The organism is Methylobacterium mesophilicum SR1.6/6, assembly GCF_000364445.2.
Taxonomy (GTDB): Bacteria; Pseudomonadota; Alphaproteobacteria; order Rhizobiales; family Beijerinckiaceae; genus Methylobacterium; species Methylobacterium mesophilicum_A.
The window spans coordinates 3,518,213-3,543,240 of sequence record NZ_CP043538.1 but is presented as its reverse complement, the minus strand read 5'-3'; the positions used below and the strand labels follow the sequence as shown (position 1 = coordinate 3,543,240).

21 protein-coding genes are annotated in these 25,028 nt (G+C 66.1%); 16 read left to right on the top strand and 5 right to left on the bottom strand.

The genetic code is table 11. The features are described 5' to 3' along the window. Positions 1 to 2: 2 nt before the first annotated feature. Positions 3 to 1,004 (bottom strand): TRAP transporter substrate-binding protein, encoded by a 1,002-nt coding sequence (locus MMSR116_RS16845; protein WP_010686672.1) that lies wholly within the window; start codon positions 1,002 to 1,004, stop codon positions 3 to 5. A gap of 380 nt (positions 1,005 to 1,384) precedes the next feature. Then, positions 1,385 to 2,410, bottom strand: coding sequence for an AraC family transcriptional regulator (locus tag MMSR116_RS16840; protein ID WP_010686673.1), 1,026 nt, complete (start codon positions 2,408 to 2,410; stop codon positions 1,385 to 1,387). Between the two features lie 373 nt (positions 2,411 to 2,783). Between MMSR116_RS16840 and MMSR116_RS16835 the strand changes: the two genes are divergently transcribed. From MMSR116_RS16835 to MMSR116_RS16815, 5 genes are all read left to right on the top strand, one after another. After that, complete coding sequence (locus MMSR116_RS16835; protein WP_010686675.1) at positions 2,784 to 3,722, top strand: 3-keto-5-aminohexanoate cleavage protein; 939 nt, start codon at positions 2,784 to 2,786, stop codon at positions 3,720 to 3,722. A gap of 89 nt (positions 3,723 to 3,811) precedes the next feature. Then, a complete protein-coding gene (locus MMSR116_RS16830) occupies positions 3,812 to 5,161 on the top strand; it encodes an MFS transporter (protein ID WP_010686676.1) in 1,350 nt (449 codons plus the stop codon). A 67-nt stretch (positions 5,162 to 5,228) separates the two neighbouring features. Beyond that, positions 5,229 to 6,017, top strand: a complete 789-nt coding sequence (locus MMSR116_RS16825) for an SDR family oxidoreductase (RefSeq protein ID WP_010686677.1) — start codon at positions 5,229 to 5,231, stop codon at positions 6,015 to 6,017. 59 nt (positions 6,018 to 6,076) lie between these two features. Further along, complete coding sequence (locus MMSR116_RS16820) at positions 6,077 to 6,736, top strand: CoA transferase subunit A (RefSeq protein WP_010686678.1); 660 nt, start codon at positions 6,077 to 6,079, stop codon at positions 6,734 to 6,736. Between the two features lie 15 nt (positions 6,737 to 6,751). Continuing rightward, positions 6,752 to 7,402 (top strand): 3-oxoacid CoA-transferase subunit B, encoded by a 651-nt coding sequence (locus MMSR116_RS16815; RefSeq protein WP_010686679.1) that lies wholly within the window; start codon positions 6,752 to 6,754, stop codon positions 7,400 to 7,402. Positions 7,403 to 7,628: 226 nt separating this feature from the next. On the opposite strand, the gene MMSR116_RS16810 is transcribed toward MMSR116_RS16815, so the two are convergent. Beyond that, positions 7,629 to 8,639 (bottom strand): ABC transporter substrate-binding protein, encoded by a 1,011-nt coding sequence (locus tag MMSR116_RS16810; RefSeq protein WP_158168898.1) that lies wholly within the window; start codon positions 8,637 to 8,639, stop codon positions 7,629 to 7,631. Between the two features lie 798 nt (positions 8,640 to 9,437). Between MMSR116_RS16810 and MMSR116_RS16805 the strand changes: the two genes are divergently transcribed. The 4 genes from MMSR116_RS16805 (at position 9,438) to MMSR116_RS16790 (ending at position 16,525) form a co-directional block, all read left to right on the top strand. Beyond that, positions 9,438 to 13,022 carry a PAS domain S-box protein gene (locus MMSR116_RS16805; RefSeq protein ID WP_010686681.1) on the top strand — a complete coding sequence of 1,195 codons (3,585 nt, stop codon included), beginning with the start codon at positions 9,438 to 9,440 and terminating at the stop codon, positions 13,020 to 13,022. A 247-nt stretch (positions 13,023 to 13,269) separates the two neighbouring features. Beyond that, entirely contained in the window at positions 13,270 to 13,545 is a 276-nt protein-coding gene (locus tag MMSR116_RS32400) for a DUF2934 domain-containing protein (RefSeq protein ID WP_010686682.1), read from the top strand. Between the two features lie 48 nt (positions 13,546 to 13,593). Further along, positions 13,594 to 13,797 (top strand): CsbD family protein, encoded by a 204-nt coding sequence (locus MMSR116_RS16795; protein WP_010686683.1) that lies wholly within the window; start codon positions 13,594 to 13,596, stop codon positions 13,795 to 13,797. Positions 13,798 to 13,981: 184 nt separating this feature from the next. Continuing rightward, positions 13,982 to 16,525, top strand: a complete 2,544-nt coding sequence (locus MMSR116_RS16790; RefSeq protein ID WP_010686684.1) for an HWE histidine kinase domain-containing protein — start codon at positions 13,982 to 13,984, stop codon at positions 16,523 to 16,525. A 15-nt stretch (positions 16,526 to 16,540) separates the two neighbouring features. Here the strand turns inward: MMSR116_RS16790 and MMSR116_RS16785 are convergent, their stop codons facing one another. Together MMSR116_RS16785 and MMSR116_RS16780 are read right to left on the bottom strand one after the other, a co-directional pair. After that, complete coding sequence (locus tag MMSR116_RS16785) at positions 16,541 to 16,963, bottom strand: DUF2852 domain-containing protein (RefSeq protein WP_010686685.1); 423 nt, start codon at positions 16,961 to 16,963, stop codon at positions 16,541 to 16,543. Between the two features lie 101 nt (positions 16,964 to 17,064). Further along, positions 17,065 to 17,235: a hypothetical protein gene (locus MMSR116_RS16780; protein WP_010686686.1), complete on the bottom strand. Its 171-nt coding sequence runs from the start codon at positions 17,233 to 17,235 to the stop codon at positions 17,065 to 17,067. A gap of 519 nt (positions 17,236 to 17,754) precedes the next feature. Here MMSR116_RS16780 and MMSR116_RS16775 point away from each other — a divergent pair. The 7 genes from MMSR116_RS16775 (at position 17,755) to MMSR116_RS16745 (ending at position 25,025) form a co-directional block, all read left to right on the top strand. Continuing rightward, positions 17,755 to 18,753, top strand: coding sequence for a helix-turn-helix domain-containing protein (locus tag MMSR116_RS16775; RefSeq protein WP_039894539.1), 999 nt, complete (start codon positions 17,755 to 17,757; stop codon positions 18,751 to 18,753). Between the two features lie 790 nt (positions 18,754 to 19,543). After that, positions 19,544 to 20,482 carry a pirin family protein gene (locus MMSR116_RS16770; RefSeq protein WP_010686688.1) on the top strand — a complete coding sequence of 313 codons (939 nt, stop codon included), beginning with the start codon at positions 19,544 to 19,546 and terminating at the stop codon, positions 20,480 to 20,482. A 155-nt stretch (positions 20,483 to 20,637) separates the two neighbouring features. After that, on the top strand, positions 20,638 to 20,778 hold the full coding sequence (locus tag MMSR116_RS16765; protein WP_158168896.1) for a hypothetical protein: 141 nt from the start codon (positions 20,638 to 20,640) through the stop codon (positions 20,776 to 20,778). Then, positions 20,765 to 21,544 (top strand): HpcH/HpaI aldolase family protein, encoded by a 780-nt coding sequence (locus MMSR116_RS16760; RefSeq protein WP_010686689.1) that lies wholly within the window; start codon positions 20,765 to 20,767, stop codon positions 21,542 to 21,544. Before MMSR116_RS16765 ends, MMSR116_RS16760 begins: the two co-directional genes overlap by 14 nt. 438 nt (positions 21,545 to 21,982) lie before the next feature. Next, a complete protein-coding gene (locus tag MMSR116_RS16755; protein WP_244625473.1) occupies positions 21,983 to 23,113 on the top strand; it encodes an ABC transporter substrate-binding protein in 1,131 nt (376 codons plus the stop codon). Between the two features lie 5 nt (positions 23,114 to 23,118). Then, complete coding sequence (locus MMSR116_RS16750) at positions 23,119 to 23,988, top strand: branched-chain amino acid ABC transporter permease (protein WP_010686691.1); 870 nt, start codon at positions 23,119 to 23,121, stop codon at positions 23,986 to 23,988. Further along, a complete protein-coding gene (locus MMSR116_RS16745) occupies positions 23,988 to 25,025 on the top strand; it encodes a branched-chain amino acid ABC transporter permease (protein ID WP_010686692.1) in 1,038 nt (345 codons plus the stop codon). The genes MMSR116_RS16750 and MMSR116_RS16745 overlap by 1 nt, the downstream gene beginning before the upstream one ends. Positions 25,026 to 25,028 lie beyond the last annotated feature (3 nt).

Genomic DNA, 25,028 nt, shown 5'->3' with positions numbered 1-25,028 from the left:
GGCTAACCCTTCCCGACCTCCTTCATCACGGCATCGACCAGATCCGGCCCGATGATGTCGCGGAACTGCTTGTACACGGGCTCGACCTGCCTGCGGTACGCGTCCTGGTCCACCGGCAGGATCGCCAGGCCCTTCGCCTTGAAGCGCGCGGCGGTCTCGTCGGTTGCGGCCGCGATCGTGGTGCGCCAGTCGCCCGTCATATCCTGCGCCGCCGCTCTGATCGCGCTCCGCGCCTGCTCGGGCAGGGCGTCGAACTTGGCTTTGCTCGCCATGAGGACGCCGACGTTGTAGACGTGATTGGTCGTATTGATCGTTCGCACGACCTCGTCGTGCTTGCCGGCCGCGACCGAGATCATCGGCGTCTCGATGGCTTCGATCGTGCGCTGGGACAGCGCGAGATAGACTTCGGTCAGGTCGATCGCGATCGGGTTCGCGCTGAGCGTGCGGAACATCGCCGCGAAGATCGCACCGGGCTGGACGCGGATCTTGAGCCCCTTGATGTCGGCCGGCTCCGGCACCTTTCGCTCGACGGTCGATACGACGCGCCAACCCCAGTGACCGTACGAAAGGCCGTAGATGCCCTTGGCGGGCATGAGGTCGAGGAGTTGACCGCCGACCGGCCCGTCCAAAACCCGTTCGGCGGTCTTGGCATCGGGGAAGAGGAAGGGCAGATCCACCACTTGAAACCGCGGGAAGAGCGGGCCGATGAAGCCGGAGGTGTGCGCGCACAGATCGATGATGCCGGTCTGCATGCCGGTGATGATGTTGGTGCCGCTGCCGAGCTGGCCGATGCTGAACACCTGGATGTCAACGGCGCCGTCGGTCCGCTTGTTCACGTTCTCTGCGAAACGCTTCAGCACGGCGTAGAGCGGATGCGCCTGCGTATCGGCGAAGGTGAGCTTCAGCGTGTGCGTCGGTGTGGCGGCGAAGCCCGATCGCGCGAGGAACGGCAGGGCGACCGGCGCGCCGAGGACGGCACCGGCGAACGTGCGGCGACTGATCAAAGGCGTTTCCTCGTTCCCCCGGCAGCCTATTGGCTGGCCAAACACTTATTCGGCGGTCTGTTTGTTCTAGGCCGCGGATTGATCCCGAGGATGTCCCCGGCGACGGCGCCCGTCAATGCTGCGTCAGGCGGCAGTGCGTGCGCGCCGTGGAACGGGCACGCTGCGGCCGTCTGCTCAAGACCGGGTTGGCGATGAAGGCGGTGGGCGACGTGGACGGCTCTGATGCGATGTCCGGCAGACCGTCTGCCGTAGCGGCCCTCATCGCGAGTTCGAATTCGCCGTCGAGAAGCCACCGGTCGGTGTGGCGGCGAAGCCGCGACAGGCCGCTAGTTTGACTGTCCGCGAGCAACGACGAGCAGATTTCGCGCCATCGTAAAAAGTTACGCGCGGAGTTCGCCAGGGTTCTTGCCGGTCCATCTCTTGAAGGCTCTTCTGAAGTTGGCGACATCTGAAAAGCCGACGAGCACGGCGATATCGTCGTAGCTCAGCTTTGTCTTGGCAACGTACTCCATGGCGACTGCGCGATGGAAATCATCGACGATCGCCGTGAAGGAGACGGCTTCATCGTTCAGACGACGCCGAAGCGTCCGGGACGTCATATGCATCGCACGCGCCACGTCTTCCATATCTGGGAAGACACCCGGAGACCGCATCAGGATCTGGTAGACTTCACCGGCCACACCTGCCGAGGCCTTCGCTTTTCCGATGAGATTGTCGCACGCGTCCTGGAACATGAATGAAGTCAGCCGGTGCGCGAGTTGAGGCTTCTGATCGAGAATGTCGCTGTCGTAGCGCAATTCGCAGTTTTCCTGGTCGAACAGGCAAGGACAGTGAAGGTACTCCTCGTAGATCGAGGCATGATCGGGTTTCGGATAGGAGAACCGCGCCAGCGTCGGCGGACAGGGCCGCCCGGCGACGTCTTGGAGGTGGGTGACCTGCTGGGTGAATTGCTGCTCGATCAGGAACTGGCGCACGTCTCCCGATGGCGCGAACACGAACTCGTCCGGAAAGGTCCACACGGCGGCATCCGGATATTCCTGCCACGCGATCGTCAGGGTCGGGGTCGCCAGGAGATGGTATTTGACGCCGAGGTTGAAGTAGTCTCTCAGCGACAGGCACGACATCAGGGCGTAGCCGTACATTCCGTAGGCCGACAGGTGAAGCCGCGCGCCGACCTGGAACGGCGTGCTCGGATCCTGCGTGAGGCGGAGCGCATTCCGGCAGACGGCCACGTATTGCCGGACGGAGGTGAGGGCCGAGGCGTCGTGGATCTTGTCGGCGTCGACGCCGGTGTCGCGAAGGCAGGCTTCGGGCAGAATGCCCTGCTCGCCCAGCACTTCGACGAGGGCGGCGATCTTGTAGGGAGCGTAGATCCGCTCGCTCGGCAGCGGGACTTTCTTCAACACGGGCGCCTCCCGCGTGTCCTCTAAAGACCTTACTATGTCCGATAAGGACCTTGGCGGCTACACGGCTCGCATTTAGCCTTCCTGAAAACTGAGGGAGGACAGACCCATGCTCGCCGCCATCGCTCCGAGGCCGGGCGTACGGACGAGCGAGGCGAGAACGTCTCGTGCTCGCTGGACACGCGCGGAGCGCCCTGTCGCGCCGCTGCATCAGACCGGGGGGCACTGAGCCTCCTCCACCTGAACAGAAGAATGTCCGTTCCGGGACGGAAGCCGGAGCCTGCGGGAGCGGGCTCCGTGGGGCGAACCTGTGCGCGCGGCCCGGCCCGGCGGAGCCACATCGCGCAAAACAACACGAAGCACGGAGGAAGCAACGATGAAGCAATCGAGCCGCAAAGTCATCATCTCCTGCGCGATCACCGGATCGACCCATACGCCGTCGATGTCGGAATATCTGCCGCTGACGCCCGAGCAGATCGCTCGCCACTCGATCGAGGCTGCGGAGGCTGGGGCTGCGATCATCCACCTGCACGCCAGGAACCCGGAGGATGGCCGGCCGACACCCGATCCGGCGGTCTACCGGCAGTTCGTCCCTGTCATCGCCGCCGCCACCGACGCCGTCGTCAACATCACGACGGGCGGCAGCACTCGGATGACCCTGGCCGAGCGCCTCGCCTACCCGCTCCGGGCAGGGCCGGAAATGTGCTCGCTGAACATGGGCTCCATGAACTTCTCGATCCATGGCGTCGCCGGCAAGATCACGGACTGGCGCTACGATTGGGAGAAGCCCTACCTTGAAGGCATGGAGGATCAGGTCTTCCGCAACACCTTCAAGGATATCCGGCACATCCTGGAAGAACTCGGCGCCAAGGGCACCCGGTTCGAGTTCGAGTGCTACGACGTCGGCCACCTCTACAACCTTGCCTACTTCGCCGAGCAGGGCTTGGTGAAGGCGCCCTTCTTCATCCAGTCGATCTTCGGCGTCCTGGGCGGTCTCGGACCGGACCCGGAGAACCTCATGCTCATGCGCATGACGGCGGACCGGCTCTTCGGCCGCGAGAACTATCAGTTCTCCGTCCTCGGCGCCGGGCGCCACCAGATGCCCTCCGTGACGCTCGGCGCGCTCATGGGCGGGAACGTCCGCGTCGGACTCGAGGACAGCATCTACATCGCCAAAGGCGTCCCGCCGACATCGAGCGCCGAGCAGGTGAGGAAGATCCGCCGCATCCTGGAGGAACTGTCGCTCGAGGTGGCGACCCCGGCGGAAGCCCGTGCGCTGCTTCAGCTGAAGGGTCCGCAGACCGTCGAATTCTGACGTTTCCCGCACGACACGACGAAGCCGGACCGGCCCGATCGATGAGGCGGGGAGCCACGGTGCGACAAGAGCAGGGAGGAAGACAGACCATGAGCCAAGTCCAGACACCCGCAGCCAGGGATGCGACGCTCGCCACCGCGACGTGGAAGGTGAAGCGACACCTTCTGCCGATGATGGTGTTCATCTACTTCCTGTCGTTCATCGACCGCACGAACGTCGCCCTCGCGAAGGGTGCGTTCCAGGCCGACCTCGGCATCACCGCGGCGATGTACGGGTTCGGCGCCGGGATCTTCTTCTGGGGCTACGCGCTCCTCGAAGTGCCGAGCAATCTCCTGGCCCATCGCATCGGGCCGCGCCGCTGGATCGCGCGAATCGCAGTCACCTGGGGTGCGATCTCCGCGCTGATGATGTTCGTGCAGGGCGAGTGGTCGTTCTACGGCTTTCGCCTGCTCCTCGGGATCGCCGAGGCGGGCCTGTTCCCGGCGCTGATGTACGTCACCACCCTGTGGTTCGCGCAGCGCGACCGGGCCGTCGCGGTCGGCTGGATCTACACCGCTCCGGCGCTGGGCCTGACCATCGGCAATCCGCTCGGCGGCGCGTTGATGCAGCTCGACGGCCTCGGCGGCCTGCATGGATGGCAGTGGATGTTCCTGCTGGAGGGCGTGCCGACCGTCCTCTTCGGCATCGTCCTGTGGTTCGTCTTCCCCGACCGCCCGCAGGACGCCAAGTGGCTCACGGCCGCCGAGGCCGATGCCATCGCGGCCAATGCGGCCGGACAGGGCGGGTCTCATGCCTCAGCCCACGCGCCGTCGAAGGAATGGGTCTCCGTGCTCAAGCGCCCGAGCACGATCCTGATCGCGCTGATCTACTTCTTCAACCAGATCGGCTTCGTCGGGCTGTACTTCTTCATCCCCTCGATGGTGCAGCAGATGCAGGCGAGCTCGCCGTTCATGGTGGGTCTGCTGTCCAGCTCGGTCGGTATTGGGTTCCTGCTCGGCGTCCTGATCCTGCCGCGCATCAAGCGGTTCTTCGAGAGCGACATGGTATTCCTGGGCGTCGTCACGGCCGGGCTATTGGCCAGCGCGACCGTGTTCCTGGCGACCTCGCTGCCGGTGATCCAGCTCGTGATCTTCACGACTACGGCCTTCTTCGCGGGCGGCATCCTACCGATCTTCTGGTCGGTGGCGATGAAGCGTCTGCAGGGGATCCAGGCTGCCGCGGGCCTCGCCTTCATCAACACCATCGGCCTGATCGGCGGATTCGTCGGCCCCTCCGTCTTCGGTCTCGTCGAGCGGGAGACGGGCCGCAGCGCCTCGGGCTTCATCGTCATCGCCGACACGGCTCTGCTCGGCCTCATCCTGATCCCGATCCTGGCCCGGGCGCTCCGCAGCGAAGCGGGCATCCACGACACCGGGCTCCTCCGCGCGAGCCACCCGTAGGCGGACTGCGCTCCGAACCCACGCGTTCGGAGCGCCGCCGACACACCGTCATCTGAGAGGGGACATCATGGCCATTTTCGATCTGTTGAAGCCCGTGCCCGGCCTGCGGGTGATGGTGACGGGTGGGGCGGCCGGGATCGGCCTGGGCATCGCCAAGGCGTTCGATGAGGTCGGAGCGCGCGTCTACGTCTGCGACGTCGATCCCGCCGCGGTGGCGGCCGTGAAGGCGGCCCACCCGTCGATCGGCGCAGGCGTCGCCAACGTGGCCGAGCGGACGAGCGTCGACCGGTTCGTCGACGATGCCGCCACGGCGCTGGGTGGCCTGGACGTCCTCGTCAACAACGCCGGCATCGCGGGCCCTACCGGGCCGATCGAGGATCTCGAGCCCGACGAATGGGACCGGACGATCTCGACGAATCTCAACAGCCAGTTCTACGTGCTGCGGCGCGCGGTCCCGGTGCTGAAGGCCTCCCCGGCGGCCAGCATCGTCGCGATGTCCTCCGTGGCAGGACGGCTCGGCTATCCGTTCCGGACACCCTATGCCTCGACGAAGTGGGCGATCGCGGGCCTCGTGAAATCCCTGGCGATCGAGCTCGGAAAGGATGGAGTGCGTGTCAACGCGGTCCTTCCGGGCCTTGTCGCCGGGCCGCGGATCGACCGTGTCATCGCGGCCCGGGCTCAAACCCTCGGGCTCGGCTTCGATGAGATGAAGGCCGAGTACCTCTCGAAGATCTCCCTCGGCCGGATGGTCACCGAGAGCGACATCGCGGCGGTGGCCCTGTTCCTGTGCTCCCCGGCCGCCAGCAACATCACCGGCCAGTCCATCAGTGTCGATGGAAACGTCGAGCACCTGTAGCCCGCCGCGCCCTTTCGAACCGGTCCCCCTCCTTCGCCCATGCCAGCCGATGGGTCCCTATGAGAACCAGCCTGACACCACACGCGGCCGCTGCGCTCGTCCCCGACGGTGCCACGATCATGATCGGCGGCTTCATGGGCGTGGGAACGCCGAACCGCGTGATCGACGCCCTCGTGGCGCGCGGGGCTCGCAACCTCACGGTCATCGCGAACGACACCGCGCGGCCGGGCGTCGGCATCGGCAAGTTGATCGGCGCCGGCGCCGTGTCACGGGCGATCGTCTCGCATATCGGCACTAACCCGGAGACGCAGCGCGCCATGCTGGCGGGCGAGATCGCCGTCGACCTCGTACCCCAGGGAACATTGGCGGAGCGCGTCCGCGCCGGTGGCTCCGGGTTGGGCGGCGTGCTGACCACAACTGGCCTGGGCACCGTGGTCGCCGAGGGCAAGACTGTCGTGCGGGTTGGCGGTCGTGAGTTTCTGGTCGAGGAGGCGTTGAGAGCGGCCGTCGCCCTGGTGGCGGCCCGAAGCGCCGATTACGCGGGCAACCTCGTCTACACGCTGACGGCCCGAAACTTCAATCCGCTGATGGCCATGGCCGCCGAGACCGTCATCGCCGAGCCGAACGAGATCGTTCCGGTCGGCGTCCTGGCGCCGGACGTCATCCATACACCCGGCGTGCTGGTCGATCACTTGGTCGAACGACCGTTGCCGCTGTGAGGATCGGGGGACATCATGGATTTCCGTGAACTGATCGCACGTCGCGTCGCCCGAGAGTTGCACGACAACACCCTGGTCAACCTCGGCATCGGCCTTCCGACCCTCGTCGCGCGCTTCGTGCCCGCGGGCCTGCGCGTCTACTTCCAGTCTGAGAACGGCATCATCGGCTTCGGCGCCCGGCCGCCCGAGGGAATGGAGGACGTCCATCTCACCGATGCGGGCGGCGCCTTCGTGTCGGCGCTGCCGGGGGCGGTGGCGTTTGACTCGGCGATGTCCTTCGCGCTCATCCGCGGCGGTCATCTCGATACCACCGTCCTGGGCGGATTGCAGGTCGACCAGTCCGGCCGTCTCGCGAACTGGATGATCCCGGGCCAGCTCGTTCCCGGGATGGGCGGTGCGATGGACCTCGTCGGTGGAGCCCGCCGCGTCATCGTGGCCATGAGCCATACCCAGAAGACGGTGCCGAAGATCGTTCCGGAGCTGACGCTTCCCGCCACGTCGCTCCGACCCGCGAACCTGATCGTGACGGAGATGGCGGTGATCGCGCCCAGTCCGGAGGGATTGGTCCTCCGGGAACGGGCGCCCGGTATCTCCATCGACGCCATTCTTCGAGCGACCGCTGCGGAATTGCGAATTACCGGAGACATTCCTGAGATGGAGATATGACCCGGTCCACGACCTCAGTGAGGTTCGCGAAAGCAGATATGCCGCTCTCGGCCAGCAGATGCCTCAAAGCGGACGGTAGTTTTCCACCCCAAGCTGTCATTCGGCTTCCGACCCAACGCAGTCGCCAGAAGCGCTGTCGGCGCTCCTTCGAAGCGGCCGTTCGTCAGCCATCCAGCAATTTTGCCTCGGGTAAGGAAGGAAGTTCTGCGAACCGCGAAGCGCCCACCTAATCAATGATCTCGTCGGCACGAGCAAGAAGTGTCGCGGGCGGGGTGATGCCGATGGCCAGTGCAGCCTTCGTATTTATCACAAGTTCAAATTTGCTCGGCTGATCTACAGGCAGATCAGCAGGCTTGTCACCCTTCAAGATCTTATCGACATAGCGGGCAGCACGCCGGTACAGGACCGAAAGGCTCGGTCCGTAAGAGATCAGACCGGCAACCTCAATGTACTCGCGAGTAGGATACACTGCGGCAATTCGTCGATCTGCAGCAAATGCAGCAATTGCGTGGCGATTGGAATAGTTCCATGGATTGCGCCCCACAAACAATCCTTGCACCTTCTCCTTTAAAATGAAATCGAACGCTCTACTGTAGTCCAAAGACGCATGCTCAGCATGTATGACCATTGCATCGAACCGCTCCGCAGCGCTCCGGACAGCAATTCCGACCGGACTTTCCCAGTCGATTTTCAATCCTAAGTAGGCAATTTTGCTCACATAAGGCGCAATTTCCCTCAATATTTCAAGCCTTTTTACTTCAAAATCTGGTCCAGTATTCCCAGAAAATCCAGTAATATTGCCGCCGGGGCGCGCCAAACTCAACACGAGACCTTGCATTACAGGGTCGGAACTATTGGCCATAACAATCGGAACTGTCCGCGTCAGTCGTTTAAAAGCATGAGCAACCTCATTGGCGCCCCCTCCACCCGCCACAACCACGTCCGGCGGATCTTCAAGAATGCGAGCGGCTATTTCATCAACTTGACTAGGCTTTCCCTCCGCGGAGTAAAATTCGAACTTCATAGTAGTGCCATCTATGTATCCGAAATCTCGAAGTCCCTGTAAAAAGGCCGTGACAAGGCCATTCCAGCTATCACCGTCGGTGGCGCCGCCAGACCGACCAATTGGCGTGACGAACACGATCCGGGGCAACTTGCCAGCCGACATTGCTCGATGTGACCGCAGCGTGCAGAGGGCCTCGATGATTATCAAGCAGGTGAGGTCACGCCGTCGCATGTCAAGCATTCCTTGCTCACAGATTGACAATCCATCCTGTTTTCGCCGGTCCGACCGAATGAACGTGATCGGCGATCATGGTTTCCCAACGGCGGATTAAAGCACGAAGTGACAAGATCGCATAATTCGTGACACGGAAGATGATCCATAAGTGCTACGGGAGCGCTATCTCTGCATTGAGAGGCGCATACGGTGGAGAAGCGAAGCAGCTTGATCAATAATCGCTTTCGCGCCGTCATTTCACTGCAGTCGAGCAAGGCTCATTTGAGTCGAACGAGAGCGGCTGCGACGTCTGCTTTCTCCCTTCGCCATCCCAGAAGCGGACCGACCGCAAACCACTCACCTGAGACGTCCGCTCAGCTTCTTCGCAGCGACTGATGGGGGCCGGAAGCGGTCAGCCTCCTTCGGCCCTCAATCTGCAGAGAGCGGCCGTTCCCTACGGATGAAGCAGGTCCCCGAAAACATCGTCTGGGCCTTTTGTACCGTAGCCTTGAGCGTTTGCTCAGAAGCAAACTGCACACCTTCAGCAACCTCGTCTTCCCGACTGTGACGACGCTGGCCTTGCCGTGAACCGAACGATCATTATCAATGAGAGGATCGCCCAGCTGCTCTGCGCGGTGCCGGTGGATCGCCTTTCCGAGTTCCAGTCCATCGCATAGCGGTACGATGCGCTGTCACCGCGGCCCTGGAAGTGCGCGAACGTGAGTGCGCACGGGCGGAACCGGCCGACCCCCGGTGGCTTGCCCCCGGGATAGACGAGGTCGAGGCGAGTCCTCGTTCAAGCGAGAGAAGTGGGTTTTGGTCGAGTTCGACGTCAAGGCGTTGTCGCGGGAGGAACTTGAGGCGGAAGTCTTACGCCTGCGATCGCGGCTGCCGGAGGCGGAAGGCGAGGCGTTCGGCCGAAAGGCGCGCTCGACGCCCACGGGTTGGGACGGGCTGTTCGCCGCGGTCGAGAAGACCCGCCTGCCGATGATCCTGACCGACCCGAACCTGTCTGACGACCCCATCGTCTTCGCCAACCGGGCCTTTCAGGAATTGTCGGGCTACGGCGCTGACCAACTGGTCGGCCGCAATTGCCGCTTCCTGCAGGGACCGGACACCGACCCGGCCTCCGTCCAGGCCATCCGCGACGCCATTGCGGCCAAGCGCGACATCGCCGTCGACATCCTGAACTACAGGCGGGACGGCACGCCCTTCCTCAACGAGCTGTTCATCAGCCCGATCATGGACCGGGACGGGCGGGTCCTCTTCCATTTCGGCAGCCAGGTCGACGTCACCGGATACCGGGACGCCCGTCGGCGGCTCGCCGCGAACGAACGGCGCCAGCGGGCCGTCTTCGACAGCGCCGTGGACTTCGCCATCGTCGTCACCGATTGCGACGGCCTGGTCACCGACTGGAACTCCGGCGCCGAGCGGATCTTCGGCTGGACGGCAGAGGAGATGCGCGGGCAACCCGCCGACCGGCTCTTTACGCCGGAAGACCGCGCGAAAGGACGGCCGCAGGCCGAGATGCGGCTCGCACGGGACGCGGAGGGCGCCTCGGACGAGCGCTGGCACGTCCGCAAGGACGGCGACCGGTTCTGGGCTTCGGGCAAGCTGATGCCGCTGTTCGACGAGGTCGGGGAGCACTTCGGGTTCACTAGGATCGTCCGCGACCGCACGGCCGAGCACGAGGCCGGAAGAGCGCTGAGGGAGAACGAGGCGCAGCTCCGCGAGAGCGAGGACCATCTCCGGCATACGGTCGAACTCAACCCCCAGGTGCCGTGGACCTGCGACCCGGCCGGCAACATCACCTCGTATTCCAACCGCTGGCTGGAACTGACGGGCCAAGCACCGGGCGAACCCGATGGCGCGGGTTGGATGAAGGCGCTGCATCCGGACGACGTCCCGCACACAGTCGCGCTATTCTCCCGGTGCCTGGCCTCGGGCGATCCCGTGGACGTGGACTACCGCATCAACATCGCTGCGACCGGCGCGTACCGCTGGATGCGGGCCAGGGCGCGTCCCCGCCGCGACGCGGATGGCGGCATCGTCGCCTGGTATGGGGTCGTCGAGGACATCCACGACCGCCGGCTGGTTGAGGAAGCGCTGCAGGAGAGCGAGACCCGCTACCGGACGCTGTTCGAGACCGTCGAGGTCGGGTTCTGCATCATCAGGATGCGGTTCGACGCGGACGGGCGGGCGGTCGACTACCTGATCGAGGAGGCCAATCCGGCCTTCGCCAAGCAGACCGGCGCCGATGTCGCCGGCCGGTGGGTCAGCACGTTCGCGCCCGACCTCGAACGACACTGGTTCGACAGCTACGGCCACGTCGCCCTGACGGGGGAACCCGCCCACTTCGAGAACTACGCCGCCGTGTTCGCGCGCTGGTTCGACGTGCGTGCGCACCGGGTCGGGGACCCGCGCGACCACCGTGTCGCGGTCTTCTTCAGCGACATCACCGCACGCAGGAACGCCGAGTTGCTGGCGGAGGCCAACGCGCGCGAGCTCCGGCTCATCACCGACGCGCTGCCGGTGCTGATCGCGTTCATCGACGCCGGCCACGTCTACCGCTTCGCCAACGATGCCTACCGGGACTGGTTCTCCGCCCCACCCGACGAGGTCGTCGGACGCGATGTCCGCGAGCTCCTGGGTCCGGCCGCCTATGCCGTGCGGCGGCCCTTCATCGACCGGGCGCTCGGAGGCGAGCCCGTCACCTTCGAGACGGACTGGCCGCACCGCGACGGGCGCCACCGCGTCGCCGAGATCCGCTACCTGCCCCGCTGGGACGACGGCGGCGCGGTCGACGGCTTCCACGTCTTCGTGCAGGACGTGACCGTCCGGGTGCAGACGGAGGCCGACCTCGCCCGCCAAGTCGCCGCCCGCACCGCCGAGCGCGACCAGATCTGGCAGGCCTCGTCCGACCTGCTCTGCGTGGCCAACCTCGACGGCTACTTCGTCGGTCTTAACCCGGCCTGGTCGCAAACCCTCGGGTGGACCGACGCCGAGATGAAGGCGCGGCCGTTCCTCGATTTCGTCCACCCCGACGACGTCACGTCGACCATGGCGGCGGCGGGTGGGCTGTCGCGCGGGGAGGCCCAGCTCACGTTTGAGAACCGCTACCGCCGCAAGGACGGCAGCTACGTCTGGCTGTCCTGGAACGCCGTGCCGCGCGACGGGCTGATCTACTCGTCCGTGCGCGACGTGACCGAGACGAAGCAGCAGGCCGAGGCCCTCGCGAAGACCGAGGAGGCCCTGCGGCAGTCGCAGAAGATGGAGGCGGTGGGGCAACTCACCGGCGGCCTCGCGCATGATTTCAACAACCTGCTCGCTGGCATCTCGGGCTCGCTGGAGCTGATGCAGACCCGGATGAGCCAAGGGCGGATGGGCGACCTCGACCGCTACATGACGGTCGCTCAGGGCGCGGCCAAGCGTGCCGCCGCACTGACCCACCGCCTGCTCGCCTTCTCCCGCCGCCAGACCCTCGACCCCAAGCCCACCAACGTGAACAGGCTCGTGCACGACATGGAGGAGTTGGTCCGGCGCACCGTCGGTCCCGCCGTCCAGCTGGAGGTCGTCGGCCTCGCGGGCCTGTGGCCGGCGCTGATCGACCCGGGACAGCTTGAGAACGCGCTGCTCAACCTGTGCATCAACGCCCGCGACGCAATGCCGGACGGCGGCCGCATCACCATCGAGACCGCCAACAGGTGGATCGATGAGGCCGGCGCCCGCCGGCATGATCTCGCCCCCGGCCAGTACCTCAGCGTCTGCGTGTCCGACACCGGCACCGGCATGGCCCCGGACCTGATCGAGAAGGTGTTCGAGCCCTTCTTCACGACGAAGCCGACCGGAGAGGGCACCGGCCTCGGGCTGTCCATGGTCTACGGCTTCGCCAGGCAATCCGGCGGTCAGGTGCGGATCTATTCCGAGGTCGGCGAGGGCACGATGGTCTGCCTCTACCTGCCGCGCCACTACGGCGACGCCGACGAGGACGAAGTCGCGCGAAAGCTCGCCGAGGTCGAGCAGGCGGGCCAGGGCGAGACGGTCCTGATCGTCGACGACGAGCCCTCGGTGCGGATGCTGGTCACCGAGGTGCTGGAAGACCTCGGCTACACGGCCATCGAGGCCGCCGACAGCGTCGCCGGCCTGAAAGTGCTGCAGTCGGACGTGCGCATCGACCTGCTGGTCACCGACGTCGGCCTGCCGGGGGGCATGAACGGGCGCCAGATGGCCGATGCCGGCCGCGAGCGGCGCCCCGACCTCAAGGTATTGTTCATCACCGGCTATGCCGAGAACGCGGTGCTCGGGAACGGCTATCTGCGCCCCGGCATGCAGGTCCTGACGAAACCGTTCGTGCTGGAGACGCTGGCCACGCGCATCAAGGACCTCATCGCCGAGGCTTGAACTCCGCCGCCGGTAGGCCGTGCACCCTTGGACGCGACCGGTCGGCGAGCGGCCATGGGCGGTGCCGTCACGGTCGAGGATCCCCCGTCAAGCACGCTGCCTCGACCTCTCGGCGCGTCCGGGCCAGAGCCAAGTCAGGGAAGCCGAGCTTGTTCGCGGCGGGGTCAGAGCGTGGCTGTCCGGGGGTGAACGGGCGGGATCGGGCTCCGGTCATACCTGCACCCCGTCCACACCGCGGCGAACAAGAATGACGAACCGGGAAACCTCGTCTTCCCATCGTGCGGACGCCCCCGCGGCCTCCGATGCGGAGATCCGCGAGCGGGCCTACGACATCTGGGAGAGGCATCATCGTCCCGAGGGCTTCGGGTTGAGATCCTGGCTCCTGGCCAGGCGCGAGTTGCTGGCCGGGCGCGCGGCGGCGAAGCAAGCCGAGACCAGCCCGGCGTGCGGGCCAGAGGCAGGCATCATCACGGACGGCTCTCCCGAGAGCGTGACCGGACATACGGAACGAGGCCCGGGATAGGGCCGTTCCTGATCCCCGCGGCCGCCCTGGTCGCGAAGGAGAACCGCCATGAGCAGCACCACCGACAAGATCAAGGGCCTCGCCAACGAGGCCGTCGGCAACGTGAAGCAGGGCATCGGCAACGCGACCGGCAACGACAAGCTCAAGGCCGAGGGCAAGACCCAGGAACTCAAGGGCGACGCCCAGAAGACCACCGGCGACGTCAAGGACGGCGCCAAGCACGTCGCCGACAAGGTCACCGGCAAGGTTTGATCCGGCCGCCCGGGGCATTTCCGCGCCCCGGGCATCCAGGGGATACGGTGGCACGTCGAAGGAAAGCATCGTGGGCCCAGGCTCAAGCCGGTCCTGCAACGCCTGCGCGCCGTGACGAGTTAACCTGCGACGACAACATCCGAACCGCAGCCGGACCCTTGACTGCGAGCAGCATCGCGGGCCCATGGACCAGTTGAGCGCGTCACAACCGACGCCCGAGATCGACCTCACGTCGTGTGACCGCGAGCCCATCCACATCCTGGGCGCGGTTCAAGGCTTCGGCTTCCTCCTCGGCGTCTCCCCGGACTGGATCGTCACCCGCGCCTCGGACAACGTGGCGGCCTGGCTGGGCCAGGGCGCCGATGCGCTTCTCGGCCTACCGCTCGACGCCGTCCTCGACCGCGAAGCCATTCACACCCTGCGCGGGCATCTTCAGACCCTGCGCGGCCCGGACGCGGTCGACCGTGTTTTCGGCCTCCGACTGGTGCCGGGCGGCGAACCGTTCGACGTGGCCCTCCACCGATCCGGCGACACCATCGTCATCGAAGCCGAGCCGAGCGCCACCGAGCACCTCAGCGCCGGCAACCTCGTGCGCAGCATGGTCACCCGCCTCCAGCAGACCGTGGGTTTCGACCCGCTATGCCGCGAGGCCGCGCGCCAGATGCGGGCGCTGACCGGGTTCGACCGGGTGATGGTCTACCGGTTCGCCGAGGACCATTCCGGCGAGGTTGTCGCCGAAGCGGTTCGGTCCGGCCTCGACCCGTACCTCGGGCTGCACTACCCGGCCTCCGACATTCCCAGGCAGGCCCGCGCGCTTTACGAGCGCAACTGGCTGCGCATCATCGCCGACGTCGACGACCCAGGAGCCGCCGTGGTGCCGTCGCGGGATCCGGATGGCCGGCCCCTCGACCTGTCGCTTTCGACCCTCCGGACGGTCTCGCCGATCCACCTCGAATACCTGCGCAACATGGGAGTGGCAGCCTCGCTGTCCGTGTCCATCCTGCGCAACGGCCGCCTGTGGGGCCTGTTCGCCTGCCACCACACCGAGCCGCGCCACATCTCCCTCGAACGCCGGACCGGCGCCGAGCTCTTCGGGCAGATGTTCTCCTGGCTGCTGGAGGCCCGGGAGCGCGAGGCCGGCGCGGAGCGCGAGGTCCGCTCCCGCGAGCTGCACAACCGGCTGCTCGGCGCCCTGGCCTCCGGCGGCACCAACCTGGAAAGCCTATCCGACTTTCTGGACGACCTCTCGGGCATCCTGCCCTGCGACGGCATCGGACTGTGGGTGAACGGCGAGATCACCCTGCAGGGCTCGACCCCGACCGCGGAGGAATTCGCCGGCTTGGTGCGTTTCCTCAACCGCACGGCCGCGAGCAAGGCCTACGCGACCGACGAGATCGGGCGAGTCCACGAGCCCGGCCGGGACTTCACCGAGCGGGCGGCGGGCATGCTCGCCATCCCGGTGTCGCGCACGCCCCGTGACTTCCTGGTCTACTTCCGGCGCGAAGTTTCGCGGTCCGTGACCTGGGCCGGCAACCCGGTGAAGCCCGCGACCCTTGGGCCGAACGGCATCCGCCTGTCGCCGCGGAAGAGTTTCGAGGCGTGGCGCGAGACCGTGCACGGTCGCTCCCTGCCGTGGTCGGACGTCGAGATGCGGACCGCCGAGGCCCTGCGCATCACCTTGCTGGAGGTGATCCTGCGCCTCACCGATTCCGCCGAGAAGGAGCGCAAGGTCGCCCAGGAGCGCCAGGAACTCCTCATCGCCGAGCTCAACCACCGGGTCCGCAATATCCTGAACCTGATCCGCGGGGTGGTGACGCAGAGCCGGCCTGCGGACGGTGCGGACAGCGCCTTCGCGACGACGGTCGGCGACCGCATCCAGGCGTTGGCCCGGGCCCACGACCAGATCACCTTGACCAAATGGGGGCCCGGGTCGCTGCGGGACCTCGTCACGCTGGAGGCCGGGGCCTACCTCGGCACTAAGGCCGGCCGGGTTGTCCTCGACGGCGCCGACGTCCTGCTGGAGCCGCAAGCGTTCTCGACCGTCGCCCTGGTCGTGCACGAGATGATGACGAACTCGGCCAAGTACGGCGCACTCTGCGACAGCCTGGGCCGGGTCGACGTCCGCTGGGAGCGCGACGCCCTCGACCATCTCGTGATCCGCTGGCGCGAGACCGGCGGACCGGCGGTGCGGGCGCCCACCCGGAGGGGTTTCGGCACGACCATCATCGAGCGGTCGATACCCTACGAGCTCAAGGGCGAGGCGGAGGTGCGCTACGAGTTGGCCGGCGTCGAAGCGCGCTTCACCATCCCCCCGGCGTTCGTCCGGGACGCACCGCCCGCCGCGCCGAAGGCAGTCCCGGCGGCCAGCGCCGAGCCTTCGCGCAGGCTCACGGGGTCGGTGCTCGTCGTCGAGGACAACATGATCATCGCCCTGGAAGCCGAGGAGCTGCTCACGTCGCTCGGCGCCACGACGGTCGACATGGCCTCGTCGACGCGAGAGGCGCTCCGCCTGATCGACGCGGCGCCGCCGGCCCGTGCCTTGCTCGACGTCAACCTCGGTTCCGAGACCAGCATCGCGGTCGCGCGCAAGCTGTTCGAGCTCGGCATCCCCTATGCTTTCGCCACCGGCTACGGCGACGGCTTCCGCATCCCGGAAGACCTCGCCGACGTGCCGCTGGTGAAGAAGCCGTACGAGGCCGACGACCTCCTGCGCGCCTTCCCGGCTTGAGCCCGGTATCCGGTGCTAACCGGGTCGGTGATCGGCCCGACCGTCGGTCGGGACGATGTCGACGACCGACCCTGCTCCATGGGGATGTTCGGCCACGAAGCGTTCGAAGGTCTCGCGATCCCTGGCGCGCTTCAGCTTGTCGACGAAGCCCAGGAATTCCCGGAGACGGGTCTCGAGGGCGCGGCGCTCAGCCTCGATGCGGCTGATCTCGCCGTCGCGCCACGCGTCGAAAGCGGTGTTGCCGCTGGTCCGGGCCGATGGGAACCACGGCCGTTCGCGGGACACGGCGCCGGGTCCGAATGGTCGGCGGAGGCGTTCGAGGCCCGGCAGGCCGGATAGCTTGAGTTCGCGCCCTGCGAGCGCCTGCCGCGCCACGAGGACGAGCCCGGCGAAACCGCCGACATAGAGGGCATCATGGATCCAGGGCATGATGGGCATGGCAAAGCTCCTGCGCCCGACGGCGCCGTTGACGAGGACCGGAGCATGCCGACGTGCCGCTGCTGCAGGCTGAACCGGTCGGTTCAGGCCTGATTAAGCCTTCAGGCCCTGCCGACCGGCCGCACGTGGGTGGCGGCAACGAACGCGGTGAACGGGTCTGGGCCGTCGAGGGGCGCGTCGAGGCTGCAGCGCAGGCCACCGGGGGCGAGTTCCAGGCTGACCGTTCCGCCGAGCTCACGGCTGACCCCGCTCGTGATCAGGCGTGTGCCCAACCCGCGCCTGCCCCCTCCCGAACCGGCGGGCCGTCCGCACGGGTCATACCGTAACCGGGATGAGCAAGACCGTCGTCGAGGATCTCCGCCGTGCCCAGTCCCGCCTCGATGAGACCGCCGTTCGTTGCGCCGAGCGGACGGCTACCATCGACCAGCTGGAGGCAGAGCGATCAGCCACGACCCCTTCCAGGGCCGTAACCATCCGGGTGGGCCCGACGGCCTGCGCAGGATCGATGCGCCGCAGGGCATGGTTCCCGCTGCGTGGCGCCCCGGACGGAACGGAACATGGTCCATAGCGGCGCCGCCAACGGCCAATCCCAGTCACCGGTCAGCGCCCACATGTGCGTCTCAAATGGGTGGATTTCCGCCGGTCCGCGTCCGGGCGGCAGTGCTTGGGAAGCGGACATTACCTCCGCGAAGAACCCGGCACCGTGACATTGGAATGATAGATTATATACAATAGGCCCTCAGATCCGCAGTCTGCGCTTTGGGATGGCGAGCTGCGTGCCGAGGCTACGCATGCAACCGTTCTTCTCGACAGACGGAATTCACCCCAAGAACGCGTTCCGGCGATGGCGGGAGACGATCTGCGAGCGCTTGATCCCGATCGACCAGCAACCCCTCCACGAGGTTCCGTTCCAAGGCAGGCTGGACGTCACCAGCATCGGGCCCGTGCCGATCTCCAGAATGGCCCACACAGCCATGCGGACTGAGGCGACCCCCGACGCGATCCGGCGCCATGGGCAGCCCGACCGCCTCTACGCGTCCATGAAGCTCTCCGGCCATGACACCCTCCAGCAAGGCGATCGGGAGGCTGTGATCCGGACGGGCGACTTCGTCCTCATCGACGCACGCCCGGCCGTCTGCGAGGCAAACACGGGTATCTCCCTCGTCGTCGATCTGCCGCGCGAGCGCTTCGAGGCCATGCTGGGCCCGTCCCGGCTGTTCTGTGCACTCACGGTCGGAGCGGACCTCGCCTCCACGGCCCTGGCAAACACCTTCTTCCAAGAGCTGGGGCGCGTGGGCGATCAGCTCACTCCCGACGCGGCCGCGCGCATGGCGTTGATCGGAACAGACCTGATCATAGCGAGCCTCGCCGAACGGATGGCGCAGGAGATGCCGGGTTCCATCCACGGCAACGTCACAGTCCAGCGCGCCAAGGCTTATGTCGAGGCCAATCTAGAAGACCCGAACTTGGACCCACCTCAGCTCGCCGCCGCGATGGGCGTGTCGCTTCGCCGACTGCAGGAGCTGTTCCACGAGCGCGGTCGGCACATCTCCGATTACATCTGGGAACGCCGGCTGGAGGCGGCAGCCAGGCGCCTGAGCGACCCGGCCTGCACCCACCTGACGATCGGCATGCTGGCCTATGGCTGCGGCTTTACGAGCCAAGCGCATTTCGCGCGCCGCTTCAAGGATCGCTACGGCACGAGCCCGCGTGAGTACCGGCGGGCGAACGGGCGGGACGTGCAGCCGGTCGCGTCCACTGACAGGCTGTCATCCCGCTCAGCTGAGTGACCGAAGTGGGTCGATAGGGGACCGCCCGCCTTTCCGGCCGACCTACTCCGAAGCGGACCAACTGCTTCCGGCCAGATCCGGTCCTGTGGACGGGCGCCCCTCGACAACTGCTCGGAGCGGTTCATGGCTGGTTCGATTCCAAGCGGCTCACGCATCGCATAGCACGACGCAGCGCCCTCCCGTGACGACATCCTGCGGACATCGACTGACTCTACCTTCGCGAAGAAAAAACGAACAAGCATCGCATGAAATTACCTCATCCCTTGCGTTCAATCTCAGCTCCGCTACCGCGCATTGTTGACCGCATCGGCAATCGATGCGAAATGATAACGGTCAATCTCGCGCTGAACGCGCATGATGATCTGCAAATATTGCGAAGCGACGGCAGCGTTATTTGATAAAATGTTTTATTATGAGCAAAAACCGCTGAGCGGATCGAACAATCCGAACGCTGCACAGATTCGCTCTCGCATCCTTCAAGATTGAACCGCAATTTTCAATAAATTAAATGCTATTCATATGAATTATTTGATAAAAACATAAGCTATATCAATATTATTGTGATATCATGCCCGTTGAGCAGCTTCCCAGACGCATCCGGCATACCAGAGTGTCGAGGTTTGGTTACGGATCCCCTCAATTCGCTTGTTTGGGTTCTGAAGTAGAAACTTTGCGTTTCGGTAGTTTCCGTTTTCAAGCGGTTGGTAAGCGTGCAGGTTGCCCTCAGTGACGCGCCAGCCGGGCGTCCCCGTCTCACCCGGCTGGGCTCGGTCGAACAAGAGGAAGAGCGATGAGCTGGCACAGTGCGGATGATCCGGTCCCGGGCGACCATTTCAGCTGCGACGCGATCCAGACCCTGATCGTCCCGCGCTCGCGGGACCTCGGCTCCTTCGCGGTGCGCCGCGCTCTGCCCTCGACCGAGTGTCGCATGGTCGGGCCGTTCATCTTCTTCGACCAGATGGGCCCCTCCGAGTTCCTCCTTGGCACCGGGATGGACGTGCGGCCCCACCCGCATATCGGTCTCTCGACCGTCACCTACCTGTTCGACGGCGAGATCATGCACCGCGACAGCCTTGGCACCGAACTGCCGATCCGGCCGGGCGAGCTCAACTGGATGACCGCCGGACGCGGCATCACCCACTCCGAGCGCACCGCGCCGACCCTCCGGCAGACCGGCTCGAAACTGTTCGGGATCCAGAGCTGGGTTGCCCTGAGCTCCGAGGACGAGGAGACGGCGCCGGCCTTCGAGCACTATGACGCCCAGTCGCTGCCGGTCCTGACCGGCGAGGGCAAGACTGTCCGGCTGATCGCGGGCGAGGCCTTCGGGGCGCGCTCGCCGGTGCGGACCTCAAGCCCGATGGTCTACGCCGACGTGGCGCTGGAGGCGGGCGCTGTGCTCCCCCTCGATCCGACCTACGACGAGCGGGCGATCTACACGGTCTCTGGCGCCATCGAGATCGCCGGCGACGGCTTCGGGCCGGGGCAATTGCTGGTGTTCCGCCCCGGCGACCGCATCAGCATCCGCGCGTCGGAGGCCGCCCGGTTCATGGTGCTCGGCGGCGAGCCGATGGACGGGCCGCGCCACCTCTGGTGGAATTTCGTCTCCTCGCGGCCCGAGCGGATCGCACAGGCCAAGGAGGATTGGCGCCAGGGCCGGTTCGATACTGTGCCGAACGATGCCGAGTTCATCCCGCTGCCCGAAGATCCGCCTCCGGTCCGCTATCCGTGAAGGCGCGGCCGTAGGGGCACGGTTCCACGATCGGACCTGCGCGCAGGTTCCGCGCGTTCCCGGCTGCCTCGTATCGCCACCTGCCCGGCGGCCACATGTCCCGTTCGGAGAGCCTGACACGCTCGAGTACGAGTCCCTGGACCTGTCGAGCGCGAGTGGCGCTGATTGACGAGCCCCTGGTCGCGATGGGCGTGATGGTGGCGCGAAACGCGTTGCCCGGGCTCGGCGCAACGCTCGACCCGAAGCTCGTGGTCAGTTCTGAAGTGCTGAAGGAGCGTCAACATGCGCGCCAATAGGGTGAGACAATGCTGGGAGGCCGGAGAACCCGCGGTCTCGGCATGGCTGTCGATCGGCAATTCCTACTCGGCCGAGATCGTCGGCTGGACCGGCGTCGACTGCGTCGTGGTCGACCTTCAGCACGGTATGACCGGTGTGCAGGCGATGATCGGCATGCTGCAGGCGATCTCGTCGACGCCGGCCACCCCGTTCGTCCGCGTGCCCGCGCTCGATTTGCCCCTCCTGATGAAGGTGCTCGACGCTGGGGCCTACGGCGTCATCTGCCCGATGGTGGACAGCGCCGAGCAGGCGCAGCTGTTTGTCCGGGCGACGTCCTACCCGCCCAGGGGCCTGCGTAGCTTCGGACCGACGCGCGGGCTGCTCTACGGCGGCCCGGACTATGTCGCCCACGCCGACGCCACCCTCGTGCGCCTCGCGATGATCGAGACCGCCGCGGGTCTGGCAGAAGTCGAGGCGATCTGCGCGACGGAGGGGCTGGATGGCATTTTCATCGGGCCGAATGATCTCGGCCTCGCGCTGAATGCGGGCGCGTCCGCCGATCCGTCCGATTCCCGGGTCACCGCGGCCATCGCCCGATGCGCGGCCGCCGCCAAGGCGTACGGGAAGCAGGTCGGGATCTTCTGCCCCTCGGGGGCCGTCGCGGCACGCAGGGCCGCGGAGGGATTCGGCTTCGTCGTGCCGGGCAGCGACGCCAATCTCTTGAAGGCCGCCGTCAGCGCGGAGGTCCGTCTCATCAAGGCCGATAGGCCCGTCGGCGCCGGCTGATCTGGCGCTGCGGGTTCGGCGATCAGAAGACGCGACCGCAATGAAGCTTCCGAGCCTGGACTGGGCCGGCACCTCTGTCGGCCCTGCGCGTGAACTGGCTGATCGGGCTGATCGAAGCAGCCGTTAGGAAGCGAATACCGGAGATTTGCCGCGCGTCCTCACAGATAACGACACAAAAAATGCCTATCGATCACGATCCGACTGAATTTGTTTCCGAGCCAAGGATCAAATTCAGATTGCACGGCCGTCTGCGATCGTCATAATGAATGCAATCGGTCGCGGATGCGCCCGAACAATAAGGCGACCGATGGTCGAGCCGCGACCGGGCGCCGTGGGAGGATGCCGATGGCCGACGGCCCAGCACGGGTGGGGTGTGCCTCACAGCGTCGTCGTGACGTGCTCAGGCTCGGGGGAGGGCTCGCTGCGGCCAGCCTCGCGATGCCGCCGATTATCGCCCGCGCCGCCGCGGAGACCGTCAATATCGGCGCCCTGTACCCGGTCACCGGGAACTTGGCGCAGATCGGGCAAGGCTGCGTCGCCGCCGCCAAGCTCGCGGCCGACATGGTCAACGAGGCCGGCGGCATCAAGGCGCTCGGAGGCGCCAAGCTCAACATCCTCGTCTCCGACCTGCAGAGCGACACCACCGTCACCCGGACCGAGACCGACCGCCTCATCACCGGCAACAAGCTGTCCGCGATCACGGGCTGCTACGCCAGCGCGCTGACCCTGATCGCCGCGGAGGTGTGCGAGCGCGCCCGGGTCCCGCTCGTCACGGGGTCGAGCTCGGACCAGCTGAACAAGGGCCGGCGCTTCACGTTCACGCCGTTCGCCCGCGCCTCGCAGTTCGCGCAGACGCAGTTGCAGATGTGCAAGCTCGTGAGCGACCGTCCGAAGGTGGCGGTGATCTTCGAGAACACCGCGTTCGGCACCTCGACGTCGAACGGCCTGCGCGAACTCGCCCCCTCTGAGGGCGCCGAGATCGTGATGTTCGAACCCTATTCCGCGGGGTTCGCCGACGCCGGTCCGCTGATCAACAAGATCAAGGCATCGGGCGCGAATGCGTTGATCACGGTCTCCTATCTGAACGACCTGATCCTGATCGTGCGCACGCTCAAGCAGGTCGGGCTGAACATTCCCGTCAACGGCGGATCGGGCGGATTCGTCATCCCGGACTTCTACACCAACGTCGGGAAGCTTGCCGACGGCCTGCAGGGCGTGGCGCACTGGAACCACGACGTCGACGACAACGCGCAGCGGGTCAATGCCGAGTTCAAGAAGCGCACCGGCGCGTTCATCTTCGAGTATGCGGGCGGGCTCGTCGCCTCGACCTTCATGATCGCGGACGCCCTGGAGAGGGCGGGCACGACCGACCCGAAGGCGGTGCGCGAGGCCCTGTCCGCCCTGGACGTCTCGTCCGGCTACGCCGCGATGGGACCGGGGGGCAAGGTGAAGTTCGGCCCCGACGGCAAGAACGTGTTCGCCCATCCCGTCGGCGTCCAGTGGCAGAACGGCGATCTCGCGAGCGTCTTCCCGCAGGCGGACGCGCGTGCACCTCTGATCAAGTCCTGACGCGCATGATCGAGACCCTCGCGCAAGCCGTCATCAACGGCCTGCTGATCGGCGGCATCTACGCCCTCGTCTCGATCGGCGTCACGCTCATCTTCGGCGTCGTGAAGATCGTGAACTTCGCCCAGGGCGAGTTCGTGATGATCGGCATGTATATCAGCTTCTTCGCGGCGACCCAGCTCGGGCTCGATCCGCTCGTGTCGCTGGTGATCTCGATGCCGACCCTGTTCGTCGTCGGCGTCCTGATCCAGCACCTGCTGATCCGGCGAGTCCTCGGCGAGAACGACATGCCGCAGATCTTCCTGACCTTCGCGCTGTCGCTCCTCGTGCTGAACGTGTCCCTGATGCTGTTCACGGCCAATTACCGCACGGTGCACACCGCGTACTCGGACGCGGTGCTGGCCCTGGGCCCGCTCACCGTACCGGTCGCCAAGCTCATCGCGTTCTGCGTGGCGATGGTGCTCACCGCCGCGCTGTGGCTGTTCCTGCGAATGACGGATCTCGGCAAGGCGATGCGCGCCGCCTCCCAGAACCGCGAGGTGGCGATGCTGATGGGCATCAATCCCAACCGGGTGTTCGCGGTGGCGCTCGGCATCGCGCTGGCGCTCGCGGGTGCCGCGGGCTCGCTCCTGATGCCGTTCTACCCGGCCTACCCGATGGTGGGGCAGGTGTTCGTGTTGATGGCCTTCGTGGCGGTGGTGCTGGGCACGCTCGGCAACGTCGTCGGTGCCTTGGTGGCGAGCCTGCTCATGGGCGTGGCGGAATCCCTCGGCGTCCAGTTCGTCGGCGCCGATTCGGGCCTGATCGTCGTCTTCGTGCTGCTGCTGCTCACGCTCGCCTTCCGGCCCAGCGGGCTCGGCGCCCGGATCACGCGCTGATGGTCGCGTCGCCCGCCCGCCCGGCCGTTGGTACGATATCCGCCTGGATCGCCGTCGGTCTGCTCGCCCTGGCCGCCGGCGCCGTGCCGCTCGTCGTCACGAGCTCGTTCGCCATCGACGTGGCGATCCGCATCCTTCTGTTCTCGTTCATCGGCGTCGCCTGGAACCTCATGGGCGGCTATGCCAAGCAGCTCTCCCTCGGCCACGCGGCCTATTTCGGCCTGGGCGCCTACACCTCGACACTGCTGCAGATCGACTTCGACGTCTCGCCCTGGCTCGGCATGATCGCCGGGGGAATCGTCGCCATGGCGGCGAGCCTGCCGATCGGCTGGCTCTGCTTTCGCCTCCGCGGTCCCTACTTCACCATCGCGACGATCGCGACCGCGCAGGTCCTCATGCTGGTCTTCCTCAAGTTCCGCGACTTTGCCTGGGGCGCGGAGGGGACCACGATCCCCAATCTCGGCCACGCGCCGCTGATGATGCAGTTCGAGGAGAAGCAGGGCTATTACTACGTCGCCCTCGGCCTGCTCGCGGTCGGCCTTGCCGTCACGTGGGCTATCGAGCGCTCGTGGATGGGCTACTACCTGCGGGCGATCGGCGAGGATGAGGACGCAGCCGAGGCGATCGGCGTGAACGCGCCGCGGGTGAAGCGCTACATCTACCTGATCAGCGCCTTCCTCACGGCGCTCGCCGGCACCTTCTACACGCAGTACATCTACTTCATCGACCCGCAGACCGCCTTCAGCTTCAACATCTCGATCGAGGCGGCCCTGGTCTCGATCGTCGGCGGGATCGGCACGCTGTGGGGGCCGGTGATCGGGACGGTGCTACTGGAGGCCACGTCCGCGTTGCTCCAGAGCTGGCTGGGCGCCTCCATCTCGGGCATCCAGCTGACGGTCTACAGCCTCATCCTGATGGCGGTGATCCTGTGGCGGCCGACTGGCATCCTCGGCTACGTCGCGGAGCTTCGCGGGCGTCGTGCCGTCCGGGCGGTCGAGGCCGAGGCCCCGCCGACAGCACACCCATCGCGAACCTGAGGC

Coding starts and splice junctions, on each gene's coding strand:
- MMSR116_RS16835 (WP_010686675.1), top strand. CDS start 2,784: ATGAAGCAATCGAGCCGCAAAGTCATCATCTCCTGCGCGATCACCGGA.
- MMSR116_RS16830 (WP_010686676.1), top strand. CDS start 3,812: ATGAGCCAAGTCCAGACACCCGCAGCCAGGGATGCGACGCTCGCCACC.
- MMSR116_RS16825 (WP_010686677.1), top strand. CDS start 5,229: ATGGCCATTTTCGATCTGTTGAAGCCCGTGCCCGGCCTGCGGGTGATG.
- MMSR116_RS16820 (WP_010686678.1), top strand. CDS start 6,077: ATGAGAACCAGCCTGACACCACACGCGGCCGCTGCGCTCGTCCCCGAC.
- MMSR116_RS16815 (WP_010686679.1), top strand. CDS start 6,752: ATGGATTTCCGTGAACTGATCGCACGTCGCGTCGCCCGAGAGTTGCAC.
- MMSR116_RS16810 (WP_158168898.1), bottom strand. CDS start 8,639: ATGCGACGGCGTGACCTCACCTGCTTGATAATCATCGAGGCCCTCTGC.
- MMSR116_RS32400 (WP_010686682.1), top strand. CDS start 13,270: ATGACGAACCGGGAAACCTCGTCTTCCCATCGTGCGGACGCCCCCGCG.
- MMSR116_RS16795 (WP_010686683.1), top strand. CDS start 13,594: ATGAGCAGCACCACCGACAAGATCAAGGGCCTCGCCAACGAGGCCGTC.
- MMSR116_RS16790 (WP_010686684.1), top strand. CDS start 13,982: ATGGACCAGTTGAGCGCGTCACAACCGACGCCCGAGATCGACCTCACG.
- MMSR116_RS16785 (WP_010686685.1), bottom strand. CDS start 16,963: ATGCCCATCATGCCCTGGATCCATGATGCCCTCTATGTCGGCGGTTTC.
- MMSR116_RS16775 (WP_039894539.1), top strand. CDS start 17,755: ATGCAACCGTTCTTCTCGACAGACGGAATTCACCCCAAGAACGCGTTC.
- MMSR116_RS16770 (WP_010686688.1), top strand. CDS start 19,544: ATGAGCTGGCACAGTGCGGATGATCCGGTCCCGGGCGACCATTTCAGC.
- MMSR116_RS16760 (WP_010686689.1), top strand. CDS start 20,765: ATGCGCGCCAATAGGGTGAGACAATGCTGGGAGGCCGGAGAACCCGCG.
- MMSR116_RS16755 (WP_244625473.1), top strand. CDS start 21,983: ATGCCGCCGATTATCGCCCGCGCCGCCGCGGAGACCGTCAATATCGGC.
- MMSR116_RS16750 (WP_010686691.1), top strand. CDS start 23,119: ATGATCGAGACCCTCGCGCAAGCCGTCATCAACGGCCTGCTGATCGGC.
- MMSR116_RS16745 (WP_010686692.1), top strand. CDS start 23,988: ATGGTCGCGTCGCCCGCCCGCCCGGCCGTTGGTACGATATCCGCCTGG.